This is a genomic window from Enterococcus sp. DIV0682, from assembly GCF_051712685.1.
GTDB classification, from domain to species: domain Bacteria; phylum Bacillota; class Bacilli; order Lactobacillales; family Enterococcaceae; genus Enterococcus; species Enterococcus faecalis.
In genome coordinates this window covers 304,382-322,732 of sequence record NZ_JBIOPK010000001.1, presented here as the reverse complement: position 1 = coordinate 322,732, position 18,351 = coordinate 304,382, and the positions used below count along the sequence as shown (strand labels likewise).

Annotated in this window: 17 protein-coding genes and 1 other annotated feature; of the genes, 4 read left to right on the top strand and 13 right to left on the bottom strand. The window is 38.8% G+C overall.

The window, feature by feature from the left end; translation table 11 throughout:
• Positions 1–22: 22 nt before the first annotated feature.
• The 3 genes from IGK96_RS01645 to IGK96_RS01635 are packed head-to-tail and all read right to left on the bottom strand — an operon-like array spanning position 23 to position 3,147.
• On the bottom strand, positions 23–1,252 hold the full coding sequence (locus IGK96_RS01645) for an ABC transporter permease (protein ID WP_002355288.1): 1,230 nt from the start codon (positions 1,250–1,252) through the stop codon (positions 23–25).
• A complete protein-coding gene (locus tag IGK96_RS01640) occupies positions 1,249–1,959 on the bottom strand; it encodes an ABC transporter ATP-binding protein (RefSeq protein ID WP_002383683.1) in 711 nt (236 codons plus the stop codon). Before IGK96_RS01640 ends, IGK96_RS01645 begins: the two co-directional genes overlap by 4 nt.
• Positions 1,960–1,968: 9 nt before the next feature.
• Positions 1,969–3,147 carry an efflux RND transporter periplasmic adaptor subunit gene (locus IGK96_RS01635; RefSeq protein WP_002366099.1) on the bottom strand — a complete coding sequence of 393 codons (1,179 nt, stop codon included), beginning with the start codon at positions 3,145–3,147 and terminating at the stop codon, positions 1,969–1,971.
• Positions 3,148–3,467: 320 nt separating this feature from the next.
• Between IGK96_RS01635 and IGK96_RS01630 the strand changes: the two genes are divergently transcribed.
• Positions 3,468–4,106 (top strand): NAD(P)H-binding protein, encoded by a 639-nt coding sequence (locus tag IGK96_RS01630; protein WP_002397545.1) that lies wholly within the window; start codon positions 3,468–3,470, stop codon positions 4,104–4,106.
• A gap of 78 nt (positions 4,107–4,184) precedes the next feature.
• On the top strand, positions 4,185–5,300 hold the full coding sequence (locus IGK96_RS01625; RefSeq protein WP_010707863.1) for an NAD(P)/FAD-dependent oxidoreductase: 1,116 nt from the start codon (positions 4,185–4,187) through the stop codon (positions 5,298–5,300).
• Positions 5,301–5,366: 66 nt separating this feature from the next.
• On the opposite strand, the gene IGK96_RS01620 is transcribed toward IGK96_RS01625, so the two are convergent.
• The 3 genes from IGK96_RS01620 to IGK96_RS01610 are packed head-to-tail and all read right to left on the bottom strand — an operon-like array spanning position 5,367 to position 8,760.
• A complete protein-coding gene (locus IGK96_RS01620; protein WP_010775146.1) occupies positions 5,367–6,521 on the bottom strand; it encodes a mannitol-1-phosphate 5-dehydrogenase in 1,155 nt (384 codons plus the stop codon).
• 14 nt (positions 6,522–6,535) lie between these two features.
• Complete coding sequence (locus IGK96_RS01615) at positions 6,536–6,973, bottom strand: PTS sugar transporter subunit IIA (protein ID WP_002355279.1); 438 nt, start codon at positions 6,971–6,973, stop codon at positions 6,536–6,538.
• 14 nt (positions 6,974–6,987) lie between these two features.
• Positions 6,988–8,760: a PTS mannitol-specific transporter subunit IIBC gene (locus IGK96_RS01610; RefSeq protein ID WP_002405272.1), complete on the bottom strand. Its 1,773-nt coding sequence runs from the start codon at positions 8,758–8,760 to the stop codon at positions 6,988–6,990.
• Positions 8,761–9,005: 245 nt separating this feature from the next.
• Between IGK96_RS01610 and IGK96_RS01605 the strand changes: the two genes are divergently transcribed.
• Positions 9,006–9,101, top strand: a complete 96-nt coding sequence (locus IGK96_RS01605) for a type I toxin-antitoxin system Fst family toxin (protein ID WP_015543884.1) — start codon at positions 9,006–9,008, stop codon at positions 9,099–9,101.
• Positions 9,102–9,355: 254 nt separating this feature from the next.
• Here the strand turns inward: IGK96_RS01605 and IGK96_RS01600 are convergent, their stop codons facing one another.
• From IGK96_RS01600 to IGK96_RS01590, 3 genes are read right to left on the bottom strand one after another with little or no spacing between them, the layout of a single operon-like run.
• Positions 9,356–9,790 (bottom strand): PTS sugar transporter subunit IIA, encoded by a 435-nt coding sequence (locus IGK96_RS01600; RefSeq protein WP_002358391.1) that lies wholly within the window; start codon positions 9,788–9,790, stop codon positions 9,356–9,358.
• A 10-nt stretch (positions 9,791–9,800) separates the two neighbouring features.
• On the bottom strand, positions 9,801–11,834 hold the full coding sequence (locus IGK96_RS01595) for a BglG family transcription antiterminator (RefSeq protein ID WP_002355275.1): 2,034 nt from the start codon (positions 11,832–11,834) through the stop codon (positions 9,801–9,803).
• Positions 11,825–13,573, bottom strand: a complete 1,749-nt coding sequence (locus IGK96_RS01590; RefSeq protein ID WP_162780852.1) for a PTS transporter subunit EIIC — start codon at positions 13,571–13,573, stop codon at positions 11,825–11,827. Before IGK96_RS01590 ends, IGK96_RS01595 begins: the two co-directional genes overlap by 10 nt.
• 183 nt (positions 13,574–13,756) lie before the next feature.
• Between IGK96_RS01590 and IGK96_RS01585 the strand changes: the two genes are divergently transcribed.
• The gene (locus tag IGK96_RS01585) at positions 13,757–14,590 is read left to right on the top strand and encodes a Cof-type HAD-IIB family hydrolase (protein WP_002379058.1); all 834 of its coding nucleotides are present in this window, start codon (positions 13,757–13,759) and stop codon (positions 14,588–14,590) included.
• 42 nt (positions 14,591–14,632) lie between these two features.
• Here IGK96_RS01585 and IGK96_RS01580 read toward each other — a convergent pair whose 3' ends face one another.
• The 4 genes from IGK96_RS01580 to pcp all read right to left on the bottom strand — a co-directional run bounded on the left by IGK96_RS01580 (position 14,633) and on the right by pcp (position 18,347).
• The gene (locus IGK96_RS01580; protein ID WP_002358386.1) at positions 14,633–15,268 is read right to left on the bottom strand and encodes a nitroreductase family protein; all 636 of its coding nucleotides are present in this window, start codon (positions 15,266–15,268) and stop codon (positions 14,633–14,635) included.
• A 4-nt stretch (positions 15,269–15,272) separates the two neighbouring features.
• Positions 15,273–15,707: a MarR family winged helix-turn-helix transcriptional regulator gene (locus IGK96_RS01575; protein ID WP_002362972.1), complete on the bottom strand. Its 435-nt coding sequence runs from the start codon at positions 15,705–15,707 to the stop codon at positions 15,273–15,275.
• Positions 15,708–15,858: 151 nt separating this feature from the next.
• A complete protein-coding gene (gene nhaC / locus IGK96_RS01570) occupies positions 15,859–17,304 on the bottom strand; it encodes a Na+/H+ antiporter NhaC (RefSeq protein ID WP_002383673.1) in 1,446 nt (481 codons plus the stop codon).
• Positions 17,305–17,393: 89 nt separating this feature from the next.
• Positions 17,394–17,569, bottom strand: a binding site (T-box leader).
• Between the two features lie 136 nt (positions 17,570–17,705).
• Positions 17,706–18,347 (bottom strand): pyroglutamyl-peptidase I, encoded by a 642-nt coding sequence (gene pcp, locus IGK96_RS01565; protein ID WP_002355269.1) that lies wholly within the window; start codon positions 18,345–18,347, stop codon positions 17,706–17,708.
• Positions 18,348–18,351 lie beyond the last annotated feature (4 nt).

The window sequence follows — 18,351 nt, the reverse complement described above, 5'->3', positions numbered from 1 at the left end:
TGTGACTACCAAGCTCTTCTTTTTAATTATAAATCGCTTTAATCGGATCCATCCTCGAGGCACCAATTGCTGGAATAATCCCGAAAAAGATACCTGTGAAGACCGAAACCAATGTTGAAATAGCAAAGATGGACGGCGTAATAATTGGCGTAATCGAAATATACCCACCGACCACAGTTGCCAATAAGTAGCCGCAGCCGACACCAATCAAACCACCAATCAATGTGATAAACGCTGCTTCCATTAAAAATTGGAATAAAATGACTCGTGGTTTAGCACCAATGGCCCGACGAATCCCGATTTCTCGTTTCCGTTCCGTGACAGACACATACATGATGTTCATGACGCCAATCCCCCCGACTAATAGGGAGATTGCAGTAATTGCCATCAGAAACATTGTCATACCCGTGACCATTTCTTCCATTTGTTGTTGGAGTTGTTGGTCTTGGTCGTTTTCTTTAAACGTTCCTTTCACTTCAGGATGATTTTCACTTAAAATAGTGATTGCCTGTCCTAAAATTGCTTCACGGTCCGCTCCCTCACGAACTTTAATATTGATGCCGCTAATTGCTTTTGTTTTCGCTAATTTATTATATGATTCTCGAGAAACAAAACTACTCATAGCAGTTGCCCAATCATCGTTCATGCCCAAACTATCTAAATCTTTTGGTGCTAAAATACCAATCACCTTGTACATATAACCACCAATTGAAACAGCTTTTCCAATGAGTTGGCTAGGATCATCAAGCCGAATTTGCGCTTCAAAGATATCATGATTTAAGACAATCGCATCTGTATTTGCATCGCTCGGTTGAAAATCACGACCATATAAAATATCATTCTGCCCTTTAGTCGACGTAATGGATAAATTCGCCTGCGCCCCAAAATAATCCATTGGTACAAACAAATTGTCTCCGCCCCCCATCATTGATTCACCATATTGAGGATAAATACTTTCAATTCCTTGAATGTCTTGTAATTTTTTCAAGTCCACTCGGCTAAACGTATAATCTGGCTCTTCATAGGACATAAAATTGTCACTGCTACCATCTGACATTGTATAATGAATCTTCAAAACATCCGCGTTCACTGCACTGGATGCCTTCACAACTTGACGCTTCATCCCTTCACCTAGCGCAGAAATCGTTACGACTGATGTAATCCCAATAATAATCCCGACCATCGTTAAAAATACCCGCAACTTATGTGCCTTTAAGCTTAAAAAAGTACTAACAAATAAATTAGCAATCATCTAATCACCTCTTCTTCCAAAAAGCGACCATCTTTCATATGAATCACTCGTGAGGCATATTTTTTCATATCTTCATCATGTGTCACCATGACAATTGTTTTGCCCTGTTCATTCAATTCTTTCAATAATTCCATAATTTCTGTACCCGTTTCACTATCCAATGCCCCAGTCGGTTCATCAGCCATAATCAATAATGGATCATTCACCAAGGAACGAGCAATGGCTACTCTTTGTTGCTGTCCTCCAGAAAGTTCAGTAACTTTTGATTTGGCTTTTGTTTCCAAACCGACAATTTTTAGGTATTTTTCAGCAATCGCTTTTTTCTCAGCGCGGCTTTTTTTCCCTTCATAAACACAGGGCAATTGAACATTTTGACTAACATTTAAGGAATTAATCAAGAAAAATTGTTGAAAAATAAACCCTAGATATTCATTGCGAAAGGCTGATTTTTTATTTTCAGACAATTTTGAAACATCTGTTCCTGAGAAATGATAACTTCCGTCTGTTAAGCGATCCAAGAAACCAATAATGTTCATCAGCGTTGTCTTACCGCTGCCGGACTTCCCCATGATTAAAATGAACTCTCCTTGATGGATGGTCAAGTTCAATTCTTTTAAAACATGTAGTTTTTCCTTACCTACTGGATAGAACTTGTTAATGTCCCGCAATTCAATGAGGGGTTGATTTGTATTGTTTGCTTCCACCATCAAGCCCTCCTATTTCGACGCATCTGTCAGTGATTCGTTGGTTGCTGATTCATCAGAAGCAATCGCTGCATCTGATTCAACAATATCACCGACTTTTACTGGTTTTTTTGAAGAAATAACCACTCGGTCGGCTGATTCTAAGCCAGATTCAATCGCCATTTTGTCGCCATTTTCTTGCCCGACTTGGACATCACGACGAATGATGGTTCCAAAATCATTCACTAAAACGTAGGCCTGTTCACCCTCTTTTTGAATCGCTTTTTTCGGTAACTCAATCGCCCCTAAATCGCCTAAATCAATGGTTGCTTGCATATGATAGCCATTTTTGACTTTGTCTAAATTGGCCAACGCAATTTTGACGCTATAACTAGACATCGTTGTGCCGCCCTCTGGATTGCCACTCGCGGCATCGCTGTTGCCTTCAGGAGGATTATCATCGATGTAAGAAATTGAGCCATCCACAACCACATTATTGGAAACAGAAGTTAGTTTAGCTTTTTGCCCAACACTAATTTTAGTCAAGTCCTTTTCATTCACTTTCCCAGCTAAATAAAGATCTTCTGAAGTTAACCGTAAAATCGGTGAATTGGCATCTTTTACTTCTGGAATTGATACGCGACCTTTGAAATTAGCCTTTGTGGAAATATATTGCTTCGCTCCTAAATCCGCTAAGGTTTCATTGGTGAAGGTAATCTCTTCATCTACTGCATCGACTTCTGTTTGATATTGTTCATTTAAATCATCACCAGACATCGTGCGGTCTTCTTCTTTAGTTTTATTAAATTTATCAATGGCCCGATTCCACTTATTATAGATATTCGCCCGCTTCGTTTCTAATTTGGCTAAGCTATTTTGTTGTGCCTCAATTTCTTTTGTGACCGCCTCATCTTCGTAAGTAAATAGTTCTGTGCCTGCATCTACGACATCGCCGTTTTTCACCTTAATCTCTGGATCCTTTGTTATTTTTTGATCACGCGCAAAGGCTTCCATTTGTTCCGGTTGGATGACACCGTTAATATAAATTTGTTGCAAGTCAGGAACATCAAAATAGTCAATTCCCCAGTCATCTTTAGGCGCTTGCTTGACAGCTACTTGTTGTGCATTTTTATTTAACGCATTCACAGTTACGATGCCCCCAACCGCAATTACCGCAACTGCCCCCAATATAATTATCGTTTTCTTCTTCATTTTCTTCGTTTCATCTCCTCATTCTGTCTATTTTCCCCAACAAACTAAATTGCTCGGTCGTTCACTTATAACTATTTAACCATGCTTGAATTCAAGAAACAAGGGCATTTCTCTAGGCCTTTAGTCTGATTTATTTCATTTTTGTTCATTTTTTTATTTATTTCACGACAATAAATAACCATTGTTGGGTCTTTGTGTTTCAACAATCTAAAAAGGTTATTTTTATGTTATTTATAACTAAACTATGCGCAATCGAGATTTTTTGCTTCTTTTTTTATTTAAGGTACACTAGAAGAAACAATTGAAAGTGAGGGCTTGCCATGAAAGTCATTATTTTTGGCGGTAGCGGTTTTTTAGGTCAACAAATCGCGAAAATTTTAGTCCAACGCCAACATCAAGTCATCAGTGTTTCACGTCATGGAAAGCCTACCACGCTCTCCGCATCTTGGAGCCACCAAGTGCAGTGGGTATGCTCCGATGTTACTCGTGACACGAATTGGCAAGAACAAGTCCAGCGTGCTGACTGGGTCATTGATACAGTAGGTATTTTATTTGAAAATCCACGAAAAAAGAAAACCTATCAACGGCTAATTCTGACGCCCGTGAAAAAAATCAGCTCTTTTTTAGCACAACAAAAAAAGCCAGCTAAGTTTTTATTTATTTCAGCCAATACTGTTCCTTTCCCTTTGAGAAAATATATGGAGGCCAAATTGGCAGCGGAGGAACTAATCCACCAAGAAGTCGCCGAAGCAGTGATTTTTTATCCTAGTTTACTTGTAGGTCAAGAACGTACCGGCACCATACTTTTTAGTAAATGTATTTATTTTTTTAAGAAAATCCCCTTTTTAAAGAACTTATTTATTGGCTATGATCCCGTGCCTGTGGCAGAAATGGCACAAGAAATTGTTCACGTTTTAGAAGGCGGCAATTCTATTTACACACATAGAAGGACCCGTTAACAAGTTATCTCCCAATCGTCTCTGTCTAGAGGCGGTTTTTTTGTGTTACAATACAACTGTTCGAAGGAGAGAAGAAGCATGAAAAAAATTGCCATTATTGGCGGCGGCATTATCGGAATGACGTTAGCTAATTATTTAGATCCACAAAAATTTGACATTACCGTTTATGATGAAGGGATCGGCCAAGCGACTAAAGCGAGCGCTGGGATTATTTCCCCTTGGCTATCCAAACGTCGGAATAAGAAATGGTACCAATTAGCGCGAGAGGGCGCTGCCCTATTTCCAAAGCTAGTCAAAGATTTTCAGCTGACGGAGGATATTTATCGTCAATCAGGGACAGTCATTTTGCGTCCGGCAGCTGCTTTGGCAGACTTAGCCCATTTGGCAGAAGAGCGTAAGCAAACTGCACCCGAAATTGGAGAAATCACGATGTTGTCAGCGGTTCAAACAGCGAAGTTCTTACCGCTACTTAAGGAAACTCCCTCACTTTTTATTTCTGGCGGCGGTCGCCTAGATGGACCAGCTTATCTAAACCATCTTCAGAAACGCGCCGAAGCTAAAGGGGTCACTTTTTGCTCACAACGGGCGCACTTTCGACAACTGAATCAAGGGTGGGAAATTGTCACAAATTCAGAAAAAAAGAGCGTTGATTTTCTCGCTTTAACACCTGGTCCTCATTTAAAGGAATTACTCGCTACTTTAAATTTATCTGTGGACATTCGTCCCCAAAAAGGACAATTGTTAGTTTTCGAGACCCCTTTTACAAATAGTCAGCAATGGCCTGTTGCTATGTTAGATGGCGAAGCCGATTTAATTCCTTTTAATCAAGGAAAAATTTTATTAGGTGCCACCCACGAAAATGAACAAGCCTGGGATTTAGAAGAGACTGCTAGCGCTTTTCAACAACTAACTTCTGGGACTGCGCCATTTCTAAAAGAAGCAGAGCAGCTTTTTAAGCAACCCATGCATTACCGCGTCGGTACACGTGCTTATACATCCGATTTCGCTCCGTTTTTTGGCCCTTTGCCAGAAATGCCCCACCTTGTGGTTGCTAGCGGACTTGGTTCATCAGGACTCACTACTGGCCCATTCATTGGTTACCAATTAGCTGAATACTTCAATACAGGTACCTTCAAAGGAGAGCTTTATCAAAAACCACTTAGTCAATATGTTAAAAACAACCCCTCACTTTAATCAGTGAGCGGTTGTTTTTTTCTTTAATTAAGAAATGTGAAGTATCTTGGTAGAAGGATTTTGTTATTATGCTACTTGTGGTCGCGCATAGCGTTCTACGTTTTGTTTAATATTTTTAACCGTTTCTGGATCTTCAATGCCCGTTACTTCAGCGATCACTGTATCAACGCTTTCTTGGTCAAGCATTTCCTGTAATTGACGGCTTTGTTCATCTTCTGGATCATGATAATTAAAGACAATACCAATCATTGCTAATAAATGCGGCGACACTAGATTGCGTTCCTGTAATTCACGGATTGGTCGAATAAACCGTTCTTGCGCACCTAATTTTCTGATTGGTGTCCGTGCTACACGTGTAATAGCATCTGAAATATATTTATTTTGGAAACGTTGAATAATTTTTTCAATATAGGCTGCATGTTCTTGTTCATCAAAATTCCATTTAGCCACTAAAAGTTTACCGGTTTCCTGCAAAACTGATTTGAGTTGTGCTACCACTAAGGCGTCCTGCATCGCTTCGTCAATGGTTTGATAGCCTAACAACGCCCCTGTATAGGCAACTGTAGCATGGCCAGTGTTTACACTAAATAATTTTCGTTCAATATACGGCTCTAAATCAGCAACGTAATGAACGCCTTCTAACTGAATCTCTTTGGCTTTTCGGTTGGTATCATCAATGACCCATTCACAAAAAGGCTCAACTTGAACAAAAAGTGGGTCTTCATGTTTTTGTAATGGAACAATCCGATCAACCGCCGCATCAGGAAAACCAATCCATTGTTCAGCATAAGCTGGTTTTTTCAAATATTTGGCCACTTCTTCTGCTAAAAAGGTTGAACCACCAATCATATTTTCACAAGCGATAATATCCAGCGGCTTTTGACAATTTGCTTCGGCACGTGCATCAATTCCTTGAGCAATTAATTCAGCAATTCTTGGTAAAATATTGGGACCAATTGCCGTCGTGACTAAATCGGCTTCCGCAATTGCTTCTACCACTTTTTCTGGTTCTGTCATGTTATTTAACCCGGTCACATTTTCAACGTTAATTTGTTGATGTGAGGCATCGGCCAATTCAATTGTATAACTTTTACGTTCTTTTAACGCTTGAATGATGGTTTCATTAACATCCACAAACGTAATATGAAACCCGTTTTTAGCTAAAATTTCGCCGATAAAGCCGCGTCCAATATTTCCTGCTCCAAAATGTACTGCGTTCATTCTTATTCTCTCCTTTAAGCAATGGCTAAATTTTCTGTTATTTCTTCTTTACTTAATGCGTCGGCAAGTTGCACCACGTTATCCATATCACTACAATAAAGTGCAATTTGTTGGACTAATTGCAAATGTTCTTCACCGACTCCGGCAATCCCAAATAATACGGTAGCAATTTTTTCATCTTCTTCGGTGCCAAAATTAACACCCTCTGGGACTTGCACTACACAGATTCCTGATTTTTTCACTAATTTTTTGGCTTCTTCTGTTCCATGAGGAATGGCAATAAAATTCCCCATATAAACAGATAGCAATTGGTCTCTTTCAATCATTGCTTCGATATAAGCGGGCTCAACACAGCCTGCCTCGACTAGTTTTTCGCCGCAAAAGCGAATAGCTTCTTCTTTTGTATTAAACTGTTGATTTAATTCAATTGAAATATTCGTAAGATTTTCCATTGTTTTCTTCCTCTCTAGGCACTTTCTTTTAAGAGCGAAACCACTGTTTCATATTTTTGGGGATTAACCATACTTTTTACTGATAAGTGTGTCGCTTTCGGGGCTTTTTTACGGGCTTGTTCCGTTAGTTCAGCTTTTGTGACAATTAAAGCCTGTGTTTGTTGAGTTAATTCATTAATATTAATTTTTCGAATCGGCATTGAAATTTTCTCTTTATCTAAAATTTCTTCTAAGACTTTCATTCCCATCGTTGCTGACCCGACACGGTCATCGTGAACCAAAAGAATTTCATTGACATTTGCTAAATCTCCCTCAATTTCAGAAGCAGGTGTTGCTTTGGAGGCTGTTGGTTGTGCGTCGTTTTTTTCTTTGGTACCTGATAGTTCAGCCACAATTTCATCATAACGTGGTGAGTTCAAGAAATTTTCAACTGCTACAAAGGTTGCATTAGGTGCTTTCTGTTTGGCCCGTTCTTGCAATTCCGCTTGTGTGACAATCAATGTATTTCCCTCATCGGTCAAATTATTAATAGCCCGATTCGTCACAGTTTGTACTAAACCAGCCTCTTGGACCTTTTTCCGTAAGATAGACGCCCCCATTGCACTAGAGCCCATCCCAGCATCACAAGCAAAAATAATTTGTTGAATTCCTGACAATGAAGCACTACCATTTGTGACAGTTAATCCTTTTGATGCTGCTTTAGCAGCTTGGGTTTCTTTCACTTTTTGGGCAAATTCATCACTTTCTTCTTTCGCATCTGCTTTTAAAATGACTGCGGATACTGCAAAGGAAACAGCAGTTGCTGCCAAAACACCTAAAATAACTGGTAAGTAAGAACCCATTGGTGTCATCGCTAAAATAGCTATAATGGAGCCTGGTGAAGCGGGCGCACGTAAACCAGCATCTAACGTTTGGAAAACCAAACTACCTGTCGCGCCACCTGCAATAACCGATAAGAATAATAACGGTTTCATCATTACATATGGGAAGTAAATTTCGTGGATACCACCAAGGAAATGAATAATTATTGCTCCCGGCGCAGAAGATTTTGCCGCACCTTTTCCAAAAAACATAAATGCTAATAAGACACCTAACCCAGGACCAGGGTTTGCTTCTAATAGGAAAAGAATTGATTTGCCAGCTGATAAGACTTGTTCTGTCCCTAAGGGTGTTAAGATGCCATGATTAATCGCATTGTTTAAAAAGAGCACTTTTGCCGGTTCAATAAAAATACTCGTTAATGGAATCAAATGAGCATTTAAAATGATTTCCACACCACGTGCCATTGCAGCAGTCAGCGCATCGACAATTGGGCCAATCGCTGAAAAACCAAGTAAAGCTAATGCAAAACCAATCAATCCAGCTGAAAAATTGTTTACTAACATTTCAAAACCAGCTTTAATCCGATGTTGGAAATACTGATCAAATTTCTTAATTGTAAAGCCACCAAGTGGACCCATAATCATGGCACCTAGCATCATCGGAATATCGGTTCCCACAATCACGCCCATTGTCGCAATTGCGCCAACTACGGCACCGCGATCACCTGCAATTACTTTCCCACCAGTATAGCCAATTAATAATGGAATTAAATAGGTCAACATTGGGCCAACCATCGTGGCAAAGGCTTTATTTGGCAGATATCCATCTGGGATAAATAGCGCTGTCAAAACGCCCCACGCAATCAACGCCCCGATATTGGGCATCACCATGCTAGATAAGGTACTGCCAAGTCTTTGGACTTTTGCTTTAATTGATACTTTATTTTTTTCTGGTACTTGTTCCATTTTTATTCCCCTTCTCTCAAGTAACTTTTCTTGTTGACTAAATTGTATCCGCTTTCCGAATCTGGAAAAAGTCGTACTTTGGCACAAACCATTGTGCCAAAAGTTGAAAGAAAAAAGCACGTGTTCTCTCGTTACGAAAACCAGAAAACACGCGCTTATTCCATTTCTAATAATTTAAATAATAAATGAACAACTTTTTATGCTATACTCAAATTGGCGACTTGCCTCGAAAGGAGGTGCATCACATGTACGAGATTGTCACAAAAATTCTTGTGCCGATTTTTGTCGGGATTGTCCTGAAACTTGTAACCATTTGGTTGGAAAAACAGAACGAGGAATAAACAAGTTGCTTCCAACCGCTGCTGTCTAAACAGCAAAAAAAGACACCCTACCACAATAGGGTGTCTTTTTAGTGCATCCATGCACGACTTTGTCACAAGTTACTTTAAATTTATCATAGGGCCTATTTTTTGTCAAGGAATCTTCTTATCTTTTTTGTTTAATCTATCAAATTAAAATATTTTATTTTTTAATATAAAATTATTTCAATAATTATTGAACATTTCAAATTGAATTGATTTTTTCAGACGTAACTTTAGGCTTGAGCCAGAATTTTTTGCGCTTCATCTATTGTTCGACAATCACTGAGCCGCTGAATGTTTTCGAGATCTGAACAGAAAAAAGCTAATTCTTGAAGCATGCTTAGTTGCCGTTGACTTTTTAAAGCAACGACAAATAACAAAGTAGCTATTTTTCGATCTGCTTCCGTACCAAAGTTGACCCCATCAGGCACTTGAATAAAGCAAATCCCTTCTTTTAAAACTTGTTCATCTTGTCCTTCCGCATGAGGCAATGCCACGAAGTTACCGATATACACACTGACTTTTTGTTGACGTTGATACATTGCTTTGACATAGTCAGGCGTGACCAACTGATTTTTTAGCAGTAATTCACCAGAAGCTGCAAGTGCTTCCTCCCAACTAGCATACGATTGATTCAACATTATTTGCTCCGCTGTAATTTCAAACATCTCTCAACACCTAGCCTTTCATTTCTTCAATTAATAATGACGAAAGCAACTGATAAACAATGGCTTCATTTCCTGAATGAAAAATTTCTGTATTTAAATCATTCATAATAATCGCACCACTGATTTTTCCTAAAATTTTCCCGATTGTTTCATCAATCGGCATTGGCGCTAGCATGAGTAACATACGTTGTAACTGCATCGGCTTTTTATCCATACCTTCAATCATAAGTGGCTGGGCCAGATTAAAAATACAAAAAACAGGCTGTGTCACTGCTGTACTTGAGGTATGGAATAAGGCCATTTCCGTCTGAGGAATCCCAATAGGCGCTTGCTCGTAACGTTTCATCAATTGCTGACAGACGATTGCACTATCGGTGATTAAATCTGCGGAAAGTTGCGCGAGAGCTTGTTGAACGGTTTCTGCTAAATCCGCTTGATTATTTAAATCTGCTATGAAAAATGTTTCTAATAGTTTACTAATTTCTTCCATGAAAGCGACCACTGTTTCGTAGCTTTCTTCGCCACCTATTTTTTTCACAGGCGCTTTCCTAAGCGAGCGTTTTTCGTGACTAATCCGCTTAAACTCTTCTTTCAATTGGCGGATTTCATCGTCTAAAAGTAACGGTGAGATCAATTTATATTTACCGTTATATCCTGGTAATAACGAAGTGGAAATCACTAAGTCATAGTTTTCCTCAACATTCACCTTACCTAAATCCGCAATCCGAAAAAAATGAATCTGGTTGATAAAAGGAAAGTAGCGCCGTAATCGCATTTCCAGCATACTTGTCGAAGCCAAACCGCTAGGAGAAAAACCAGCAATATCAACTTCCATAATTTTGGGACTCCGCTCTAAAGAATTGGCAAAATGAAGTACCATGTAGGCAATTTCCTCTTCCGATAAATTCTTTTGCGGAAAAATTTGCGGCAACGCTTGGCGTAAAGCCGCAGCTATTTCTTGATATTGATTCATAATCCGTTCTAAAATGGGATTCGTTAAATCTTCTTCTTGTAAAACCGCCCGAGAAAAAACACCTGATAAATGCGTCAACAACATTTTATACAGATTGGTATCTTCGAAAAAATTAACTTCCGTTTCTTGACTTACTGCTTCAATCAGTTGTTTCACTGCATAAGCCAGCTGAGTGTCAAAATGTTCATCAAAAAAATCTTCATCAAAAGAATTAGAAAAATCACTTAATAAGCTAGCAAAAAAAACAATCTCACTGACAGCGTATAGTTGTTTTGTTTCAGCAGCGACTTTTGAAAAAAGTCGTTTAGAACAATTTAGAAAGGCCTTATTCATCTGCCCAGTATAGGTCTCATCAGCTAAATAAAAACCTGCAGTGACCCGATCCATCGCAATTGTTAACATTAAAATCAAATGTTGTAATTTGCGATCACTTAATGCTGGAAATAAAGTTTCTACTTCTGGCTGAACAATTTTTTGTGCAAATGCTAAATGTTCTGCATGAATAAACTGAAAGAAAAAATGGTCGTTTGTTGTTAATTCGGTAAAATGAAAAAATTGGTACTCATTAATTTCCATACTTAGAATATTCGCCATTAGAAGACGGCGATATTTTTCAGAACCAGTCACTTCATAGCCTTGATTCCGAGAAATCGTCAACGGAATCCGAGCAATCCGTGTTTCTAATTGTTTAATATCGGCATAAAAAGTCGTATTACTAATACAATACGTTTCCAGAAAATAATGCATAGAGACTGGCTCTTTTGTTTGAAGTAATGTCAATAAAATCGCATGTTGCCGCGCCAAAGTAGAAAGTTCCTGTGTCTCTTCTCCTAAAATAGCAGCCTGAATTTCCGTCATCGCTGCTTCATCTGCTTGAATCGAAAAGCGCCCACGAGCTACTTTTTCCAACGTCGCGCCCATCGATGCTAGCGAGGTTTCTAAATTTTCTAATTCACGATATACCGTCCGGCGGCTAACCTTTAACAAATTCATCATGCGGTTTACTGAAACGGGGGTGGGACTATTCACTAATTCCGTTAATAGAACAGTTTCTCTTGTCGTTAAAAACATCTATCAGCTCCTCCTTCCAGCCATTCTTGATACTCTTTCTTATTCAAAAAACTAGTAACTACGTATAAATTTTGTTGCGTTATATCTAAATGATAGGCTTGCGCCAGTTCACGAGTCACTACGTAGGTTGTCTCCTTGGTAAAAAAGACTGTTTCCAGTGGTTCTTTAGATACTTCAATCGCGACTCCTTGTTTCGCCGCTTGTTGCCGCAATAATTCCATTCCCATTGTTTGCGATCCTCGAACATTCTCGGCATATAAAAAAACAAGCTTCTGTATTTGTTTTATCGGGTTCGTTTCAGTAGACTCTGAACCAAGTGAAGATTGCTCTTGAGAAGAAGCAGTCAGTTTGGCTAAAACTTGCGGGTAATAGGATTTAATTTCTAAAAAATTTTGAACACTCACCATATCCTTTTCTGGGACGTACTTTTGTGCTAACTGTTTCAATTCTGCTTGAATGACCACTAATGTCTTAGGCTTCCACTTCATCTGATGAACGGACTGGTAAGTCACAGGTATCTCCAAGTCCACAGCTTTTAATTGTCGGCTTAGCAAACTAGCCCCCATGACACTTGAGCCCATTCCTGCATCACAAACAAATAAAATTTGCTGATAGTTAGGTGTGACTGTTTCCACTTGGTCTTCCTCCTTCTCCTTCATCTTTATCATTGAAACTGGTTCAGTTCCTCGTTGACGTTTTAATAACAAGCTTGCTATTGCAAAAGAGCACAGAAAGCTAACAAAAATTCCGCTAAAAACCGCCAGCCTTGCATCAGTCGGGGCATTGGCTAAAATCGCAACCAATGAACCTGGCGAAGCTGGAGCACTTAGCCCCACATTAAATATTTGAAAAACAAGCGTACCACTCATTCCTCCAGCAATTACTGCTAAAAATAAGCGCGGATCCATCAAAACAAACGGAAAATAAATTTCATGAATACCCCCAATCAATTGAATCATGGTGGCGCCTCCTGCTGTTTTTCGTTGTCCTACAGGACCAAACAGCAGAAAAGCAACCAAAACGCCCACGCCTGGTCCAGGGTTTGTTTCCAATAAAAATAAAATGGACTGACCTGTTTGACTAGCACCTTCTAAACCTAGAGGCGTTAATAAGCCATGATTAATCGCATTATTAAAAAATAACACTTTTAAGGGTTCTAAGAAAACGTGAACCAATGGTAAAAGATTGGCTTCAATTAACCAAGAAGAAAATTGATACAGCCAAAAACTAGCGCTTTCAACAGTAGGAGCTACAACCAGAATACCAAAACAGCAAAGCAGTCCTCCCACAATTCCTGCTAAAAAGTTTTTAGTCAGCATCTCATAGCCTTCTTTAACTTTCGGTAAGAAAATTTGTTCAATTTTGGCGAAAGTATATCCTGCTAAAGGGCCAATAAACATAGCACCAAACAACTGTGGAACATCTGTGGAAACAATCACGCCCACTGTCGCAATAGCAGCAACAACGCCGCCACGTTGTTCCTCGAACATTTTTCCGCCTGTAAAACCAATTAAAATCGGTAAAACAACTCGAATCATTATCGTTTCGACTTCAGAAAGAGCTAGCCGTAGATTCCCTGTCGTATAGCCAGCCACCAAAGACAATAAGCTCCACGCAATAAAAATACTCAAATTTGGCATAATCATCCCACTCAAACGATGACCAAAACGACGTAAATAGGGAGTTACTTTCACAAACTTATGTTTAAAAAAGAGCGAATGCATTTCTTTTTCCTTCATATTCCTTGTCCCTCGCTCTCTATGTAGATAATTAGAATACTTCTATTATATGAAATTTCACAAAAAAATAGTATAGATTTTTGTAAAATAATTCTTTTATACACCTCACAAGAGAATCCGTTTACATTAATAGAAAAAACTTTTATACTAAAAGAAAGAAACTCTTCGGATTGGAGGCCAATTATGGCAATCAAAGCAATTGTAATGGATATTGATGGTACCTTATTAACTTCAGAAAAAAAGATTTCACCAAAAACGCGACAAGCATTAGTAGCTGCACAAAAACAAGGCCTCTCACTGATTTTGGCTTCTGGCCGCCCGACTAACGGTATGCGGCCCTTAGCAGATGAATTGGAGATGGCTCATTATAATGGACACTTACTTTCCTATAACGGCGCTTGTGTCACCCATCATGGCAGTCAGCAACAACTATTTAACCAGACAATTTCAAAATCATTGAGTCAACAAATTTTAGAACATTTGAAACAATTTGACGTAATTCCAATGATTAATGATGAAACATTTATGTATGTCAATGATGTTTTTCATAACACCTTACATTTAGAGACTGGTGATTTTAATATTATTGAATATGAATCACGGGGCGGCAACTTTCAATTATGTGAGTGGCGTGATTTAGCCGCCAGACTAAACTTTCCCTTGAACAAAATTTTAATTGCTGGTGAACCCGCCTATTTACAAAAATATCATGAGGCTATCTACGCGCCTTTCAAAGAAACCGTCACCGCTGCTTTTTCCGCTCCTTTCTATTTTGAATTTACCGCTAAAAATATTGATAAAGCGCGTTCTTTAGAAAAACTAACCCTACAGTTAGGTATAGCTGCTGAAGAAGTAATTGCTTTTGGTGATGGTCACAACGATTATACAATGTTGGAATGGGCCGGCACGGGGATTGCTATGGAAAACGCCGTTGACGAGCTTAAAAGCATCGCAACGGAAGTCACTTTATCCAACGACAATGACGGCATCGCTGTTGCATTAACCAACTTTCTTTAAGAAAGTTGGTTAATGCAAGCGTACGCCGTCATTTTTTATTGCCTATTCAAATGTCGTGATTTTTTCTGGTGCTAAACGAACAGATTCATAGCCAGTTTCCATGCCCTTACCCACAGATAAAATCATTACTGGGACATAGCGCTCTTGATCTAAACCAAATGTTTCGGCTAATTTTTCCGCTTCAAAACCACCGATTGGATTTGTTTCATATCCGTGAGCTCGGGCCACTAACATAAATTGCATAGCTGCTAAACTCGCATCAATTTTTACGATGTCATTCATTTGTTCTCTGCTTAAACTTTCATAATGGGGAATAATGGCTGCTAATTGTTGGTCCCGCACTTCTTTAGGCATTTTACCACTAGCATAGGCTTGATTGTAAATTTCCTCTCCTCGCTCATGGCAGTTTAGATCACCAAAAATTAAGAGCATTGCAGAAGATGTTTCATTTTGACGCGTATTAAAGCGAATTAAGGGTTTTAATTTTTCTTTGCCTGCTTCACTTTCCACTACGACAAAACGCCATGGTTGCATGTTAACAGAAGAAGGGGCAGTGGTCGCTTCTTGAATCATTGTTAACATTTCTTCATGAGAAATTTTATGGGTTTCATCGTACACCCGAACCGATTTGCGGCCAAAAACAATCTCTGAAAAATCATTCGTTGTATATGTTGTCATTCTATCATACCTCTTTCGTTGTAATGCTTTGATCTAGTTTTGTCAAAAGTTCTTTTAATTGGCGACAGTCGTCCTTTGTAAATGTACTGGGAATAATTTCTGTTACCGTTTGTTGCTTGGCTGTACATTGCTGTAGTTCTTGTTGTGCTTTTTCTGTTAAATGCACTAGCACTTCCCGATTATTTTCTGGATTTCGCTGTCGTGTCACATACTGTTTCTCTTCTAAAATTTTCAAATGGCGAGTGACCGCACCACTATCGATTTTTAAGTGTTCTTGAATCTCCGTTTGAAGACACGGCTGACGTTCTTTTAAAATCATCAGCAACTCATAACGAGTCAAACTCAAGCCAACTTGCTCTTCAAAAACTTTGGTAATTTTTTGATCTAATACCTTTAACTGACATAATAATTGGCTGACTTCCCGTAATGATAACGACATAGTTTCCTCCTTAAAAAGATGACTCGTCAACAATTGACTAGTCAACTATAACTGTTTCTTTCTAAAAATGCAACCTTTTTTACAAGAAAAATAGAACAATTGACAGAGAGAAACTACAGTATTCCCCATCAACTGTTCTATTTTAATCAACCTATTTTTCGGTAACAGGTTCTGCTGATAACCGCTTAATCCCTAAACCAGTAAACGCACTGACCATTGAGAAGACCGGCGATAATAAGCTAAAGAAAACAAATGGTAAGTAAGTCAACGTTGGTACGCCAAAGGTCCCCGCTACGAAGCTACCTGCAATCCCCCAAGGAATGAGGTAATTAATAACCGTCCCGCCATCCTCCAAGGTTCTGCCTAAAACAGTCGGATCCAAGCCTTCTTTTTTGTAAACTTCTTTAAAGGCATTCCCTGGTAAAATAACCGATAGGAATTGTTCACCAATAAAAATATTTACGCCAATTCCTGTTAATAACGTTGATAAAATCAATTTCGGTGTACTGCTCATTTTCTGCGAAACAACTTCCATGACCGCAGAAATCAATCCTAATTCCATTAATAAGCCACCTAGAGACAACGTTAGAATAATAAGTGCCACAGTCGGCATCATACTCATAATCCCGCCACGACTTAATAATTGATCAATTTGTGCGTTCCCCGTTTGAGAAACAAACCCATTTTCCAATGTGTTTCCTAATGCCTGCAACGATACTTTCGGATTTTGAATAATAATCATAATTACTGCCACAATAATGTTCAACAAAATCGTGATAATCGCTGGAATTTTGCGCCAGGCACAGATTAACATTAAGGCTAATGGTAACAATGACCAAATGGAAATGGTAAAGTGGTCTTCCAATACTTGAATAACTTGGACTACTTCTGTCAGACTAGTATTCGCGTACGTTTGCCCTAAAATCATAAACAAGATTAAAGAGACGATAAATGCTGGTACAGTCGACCACATCAAGTTTTTTATATGTTTAAACAAATCCGCTTCAACAATCGCTGCGGCTAAGTTTGTTGATTCTGATAAAGGTGACATTTTATCACCAAAAACTGAACCAGAAACAATCGCCCCCACAACTAAAGCAGGATTTAACCCTAAGGTACTGCCAATACCGAAAAAGGCAATTCCAATTGTTGACATCACTGTAAAAGCACTACCTACTGCACTGCCGACAATCGCACAGACAATAAAAACTGACGGCACAAACCATTTAACACTAATCATTTTAAAACCAAAAACCATAATCGTTGGAATAATTCCTGCTTGAATCCAAACGGCAATCAATGCCCCCACTAAAATGAAAATAAAAATTGGAATAATTCCTGGCTTCAAGCCATCAACAATCCCTTTATGCATTTGATCAAATGGTACTTTACGAAACATTGCGTAGCCTAAAATCAATGCAATCACAAACAAAATAGTAATATTTGGCGATATCTTTAAGCCAATTACTCCTGTTGCAATAGCTGCCACAATAATTAATAACACGATACTTGCTTCTCGAACACTCACGGTCTTCTTTTTCTGTTTTTCTTTCATTTCGTTACTCTCCTCTAATCTTTTTTCTGAATACTCTGACATTAAAGGATCTTATGATAACGAATAACCCCTCCACAACTCATTGAAAACGCCTCCTAAAGCTACATAAAAAGAGAGATTCATCCTTAAAGAATAAGGACGAATCTCTCCGTGGTACCACCTTAATTAGAAGCTTACTTGCTTCTCGCTTATGTATTATGTAATTGTCACTACTTATTAGTGTAATTCACAAATAGACTTGATCGATTCGCAGCAACCATCGACTTTCTGAACAAAACATCTATTTCCTACTGGGCTAATAATTTATGAATCTCAATATACCAAGAAGAAACCGACTTGTCAACGAAAATAGCATAAAAAATTTTTTCACACGCCAACAAAAATTACTTTTTCTTTTTGTAAAAATAGAAAAGCGCCTCCGTTCTCACGAAAGCGCCAGTTAATTAGTGGGTTGTGCCACCTTGTAGTTGAATATCTTCTTGCGTTTTTACCGCTGCTTCAATCATATAGAACAAAGAATCTGTGATTGCTTCTAATGACATAGAAGCAAACGTTGGTTTATCAATTGTTTGTTCTGGTAGGAACGGAACATGAATAAATCCGCCACGAATAGTTGGATATTTAGTGTTAATTAAGTGTAGTAAGTGATACATAATATCATTACATACAAAGGTTCCTGCTGTATAAGAAATCGCTGCAGGTAATTGATGGTCATGACAATTTTTTACCATCGCTTTAATCGGTAAATTTGTAAAATAGGCTGTTGCTCCATCTTCAACCAATGGCACATCGCTTGGTTGTTGTCCTGCATTATCCGGGATACGCGCTTCCGCTAAATTAATCGCCACTTTTTCAACAGTGACTGTTTGGCGGCCGCCTGCTTGTCCAACACAAATCACCATATCTGGTTGATGGGTTTCAATTGCTTCAGCCACTTTTTCACCACTAGTGCCAAAAACAGTTGGCACCTCAACTTTAATAATTTCAGCTCCTGCAATTTCAGCAGGTAATTTTTTGACTGCTTCAAAGGCAGGATTGATTGCTTCTCCTCCAAATGGATCAAAGCCAGTAACGACAACTTTCATTTCG

What these genes read in the sequence shown, in the direction of transcription:
- IGK96_RS01595 (WP_002355275.1), bottom strand. Translation starts at nt 11,834, where the DNA reads ATGTTTTTAACGACAAGAGAAACTGTTCTATTAACGGAATTAGTGAAT.
- IGK96_RS01645 (WP_002355288.1), bottom strand. Translation starts at nt 1,252, where the DNA reads ATGATTGCTAATTTATTTGTTAGTACTTTTTTAAGCTTAAAGGCACAT.
- IGK96_RS01580 (WP_002358386.1), bottom strand. Translation starts at nt 15,268, where the DNA reads ATGACAACATATACAACGAATGATTTTTCAGAGATTGTTTTTGGCCGC.
- IGK96_RS01605 (WP_015543884.1), top strand. Translation starts at nt 9,006, where the DNA reads ATGTACGAGATTGTCACAAAAATTCTTGTGCCGATTTTTGTCGGGATT.
- IGK96_RS01620 (WP_010775146.1), bottom strand. Translation starts at nt 6,521, where the DNA reads ATGAACGCAGTACATTTTGGAGCAGGAAATATTGGACGCGGCTTTATC.
- pcp (WP_002355269.1), bottom strand. Translation starts at nt 18,347, where the DNA reads ATGAAAGTTGTCGTTACTGGCTTTGATCCATTTGGAGGAGAAGCAATC.
- IGK96_RS01575 (WP_002362972.1), bottom strand. Translation starts at nt 15,707, where the DNA reads ATGTCGTTATCATTACGGGAAGTCAGCCAATTATTATGTCAGTTAAAG.
- IGK96_RS01625 (WP_010707863.1), top strand. Translation starts at nt 4,185, where the DNA reads ATGAAAAAAATTGCCATTATTGGCGGCGGCATTATCGGAATGACGTTA.
- IGK96_RS01640 (WP_002383683.1), bottom strand. Translation starts at nt 1,959, where the DNA reads ATGGTGGAAGCAAACAATACAAATCAACCCCTCATTGAATTGCGGGAC.
- IGK96_RS01590 (WP_162780852.1), bottom strand. Translation starts at nt 13,573, where the DNA reads ATGAAGGAAAAAGAAATGCATTCGCTCTTTTTTAAACATAAGTTTGTG.
- IGK96_RS01615 (WP_002355279.1), bottom strand. Translation starts at nt 6,973, where the DNA reads ATGGAAAATCTTACGAATATTTCAATTGAATTAAATCAACAGTTTAAT.
- IGK96_RS01635 (WP_002366099.1), bottom strand. Translation starts at nt 3,147, where the DNA reads ATGAAGAAGAAAACGATAATTATATTGGGGGCAGTTGCGGTAATTGCG.
- nhaC (WP_002383673.1), bottom strand. Translation starts at nt 17,304, where the DNA reads ATGTCAGAGTATTCAGAAAAAAGATTAGAGGAGAGTAACGAAATGAAA.
- IGK96_RS01630 (WP_002397545.1), top strand. Translation starts at nt 3,468, where the DNA reads ATGAAAGTCATTATTTTTGGCGGTAGCGGTTTTTTAGGTCAACAAATC.
- IGK96_RS01585 (WP_002379058.1), top strand. Translation starts at nt 13,757, where the DNA reads ATGGCAATCAAAGCAATTGTAATGGATATTGATGGTACCTTATTAACT.
- IGK96_RS01600 (WP_002358391.1), bottom strand. Translation starts at nt 9,790, where the DNA reads ATGTTTGAAATTACAGCGGAGCAAATAATGTTGAATCAATCGTATGCT.
- IGK96_RS01610 (WP_002405272.1), bottom strand. Translation starts at nt 8,760, where the DNA reads ATGGAACAAGTACCAGAAAAAAATAAAGTATCAATTAAAGCAAAAGTC.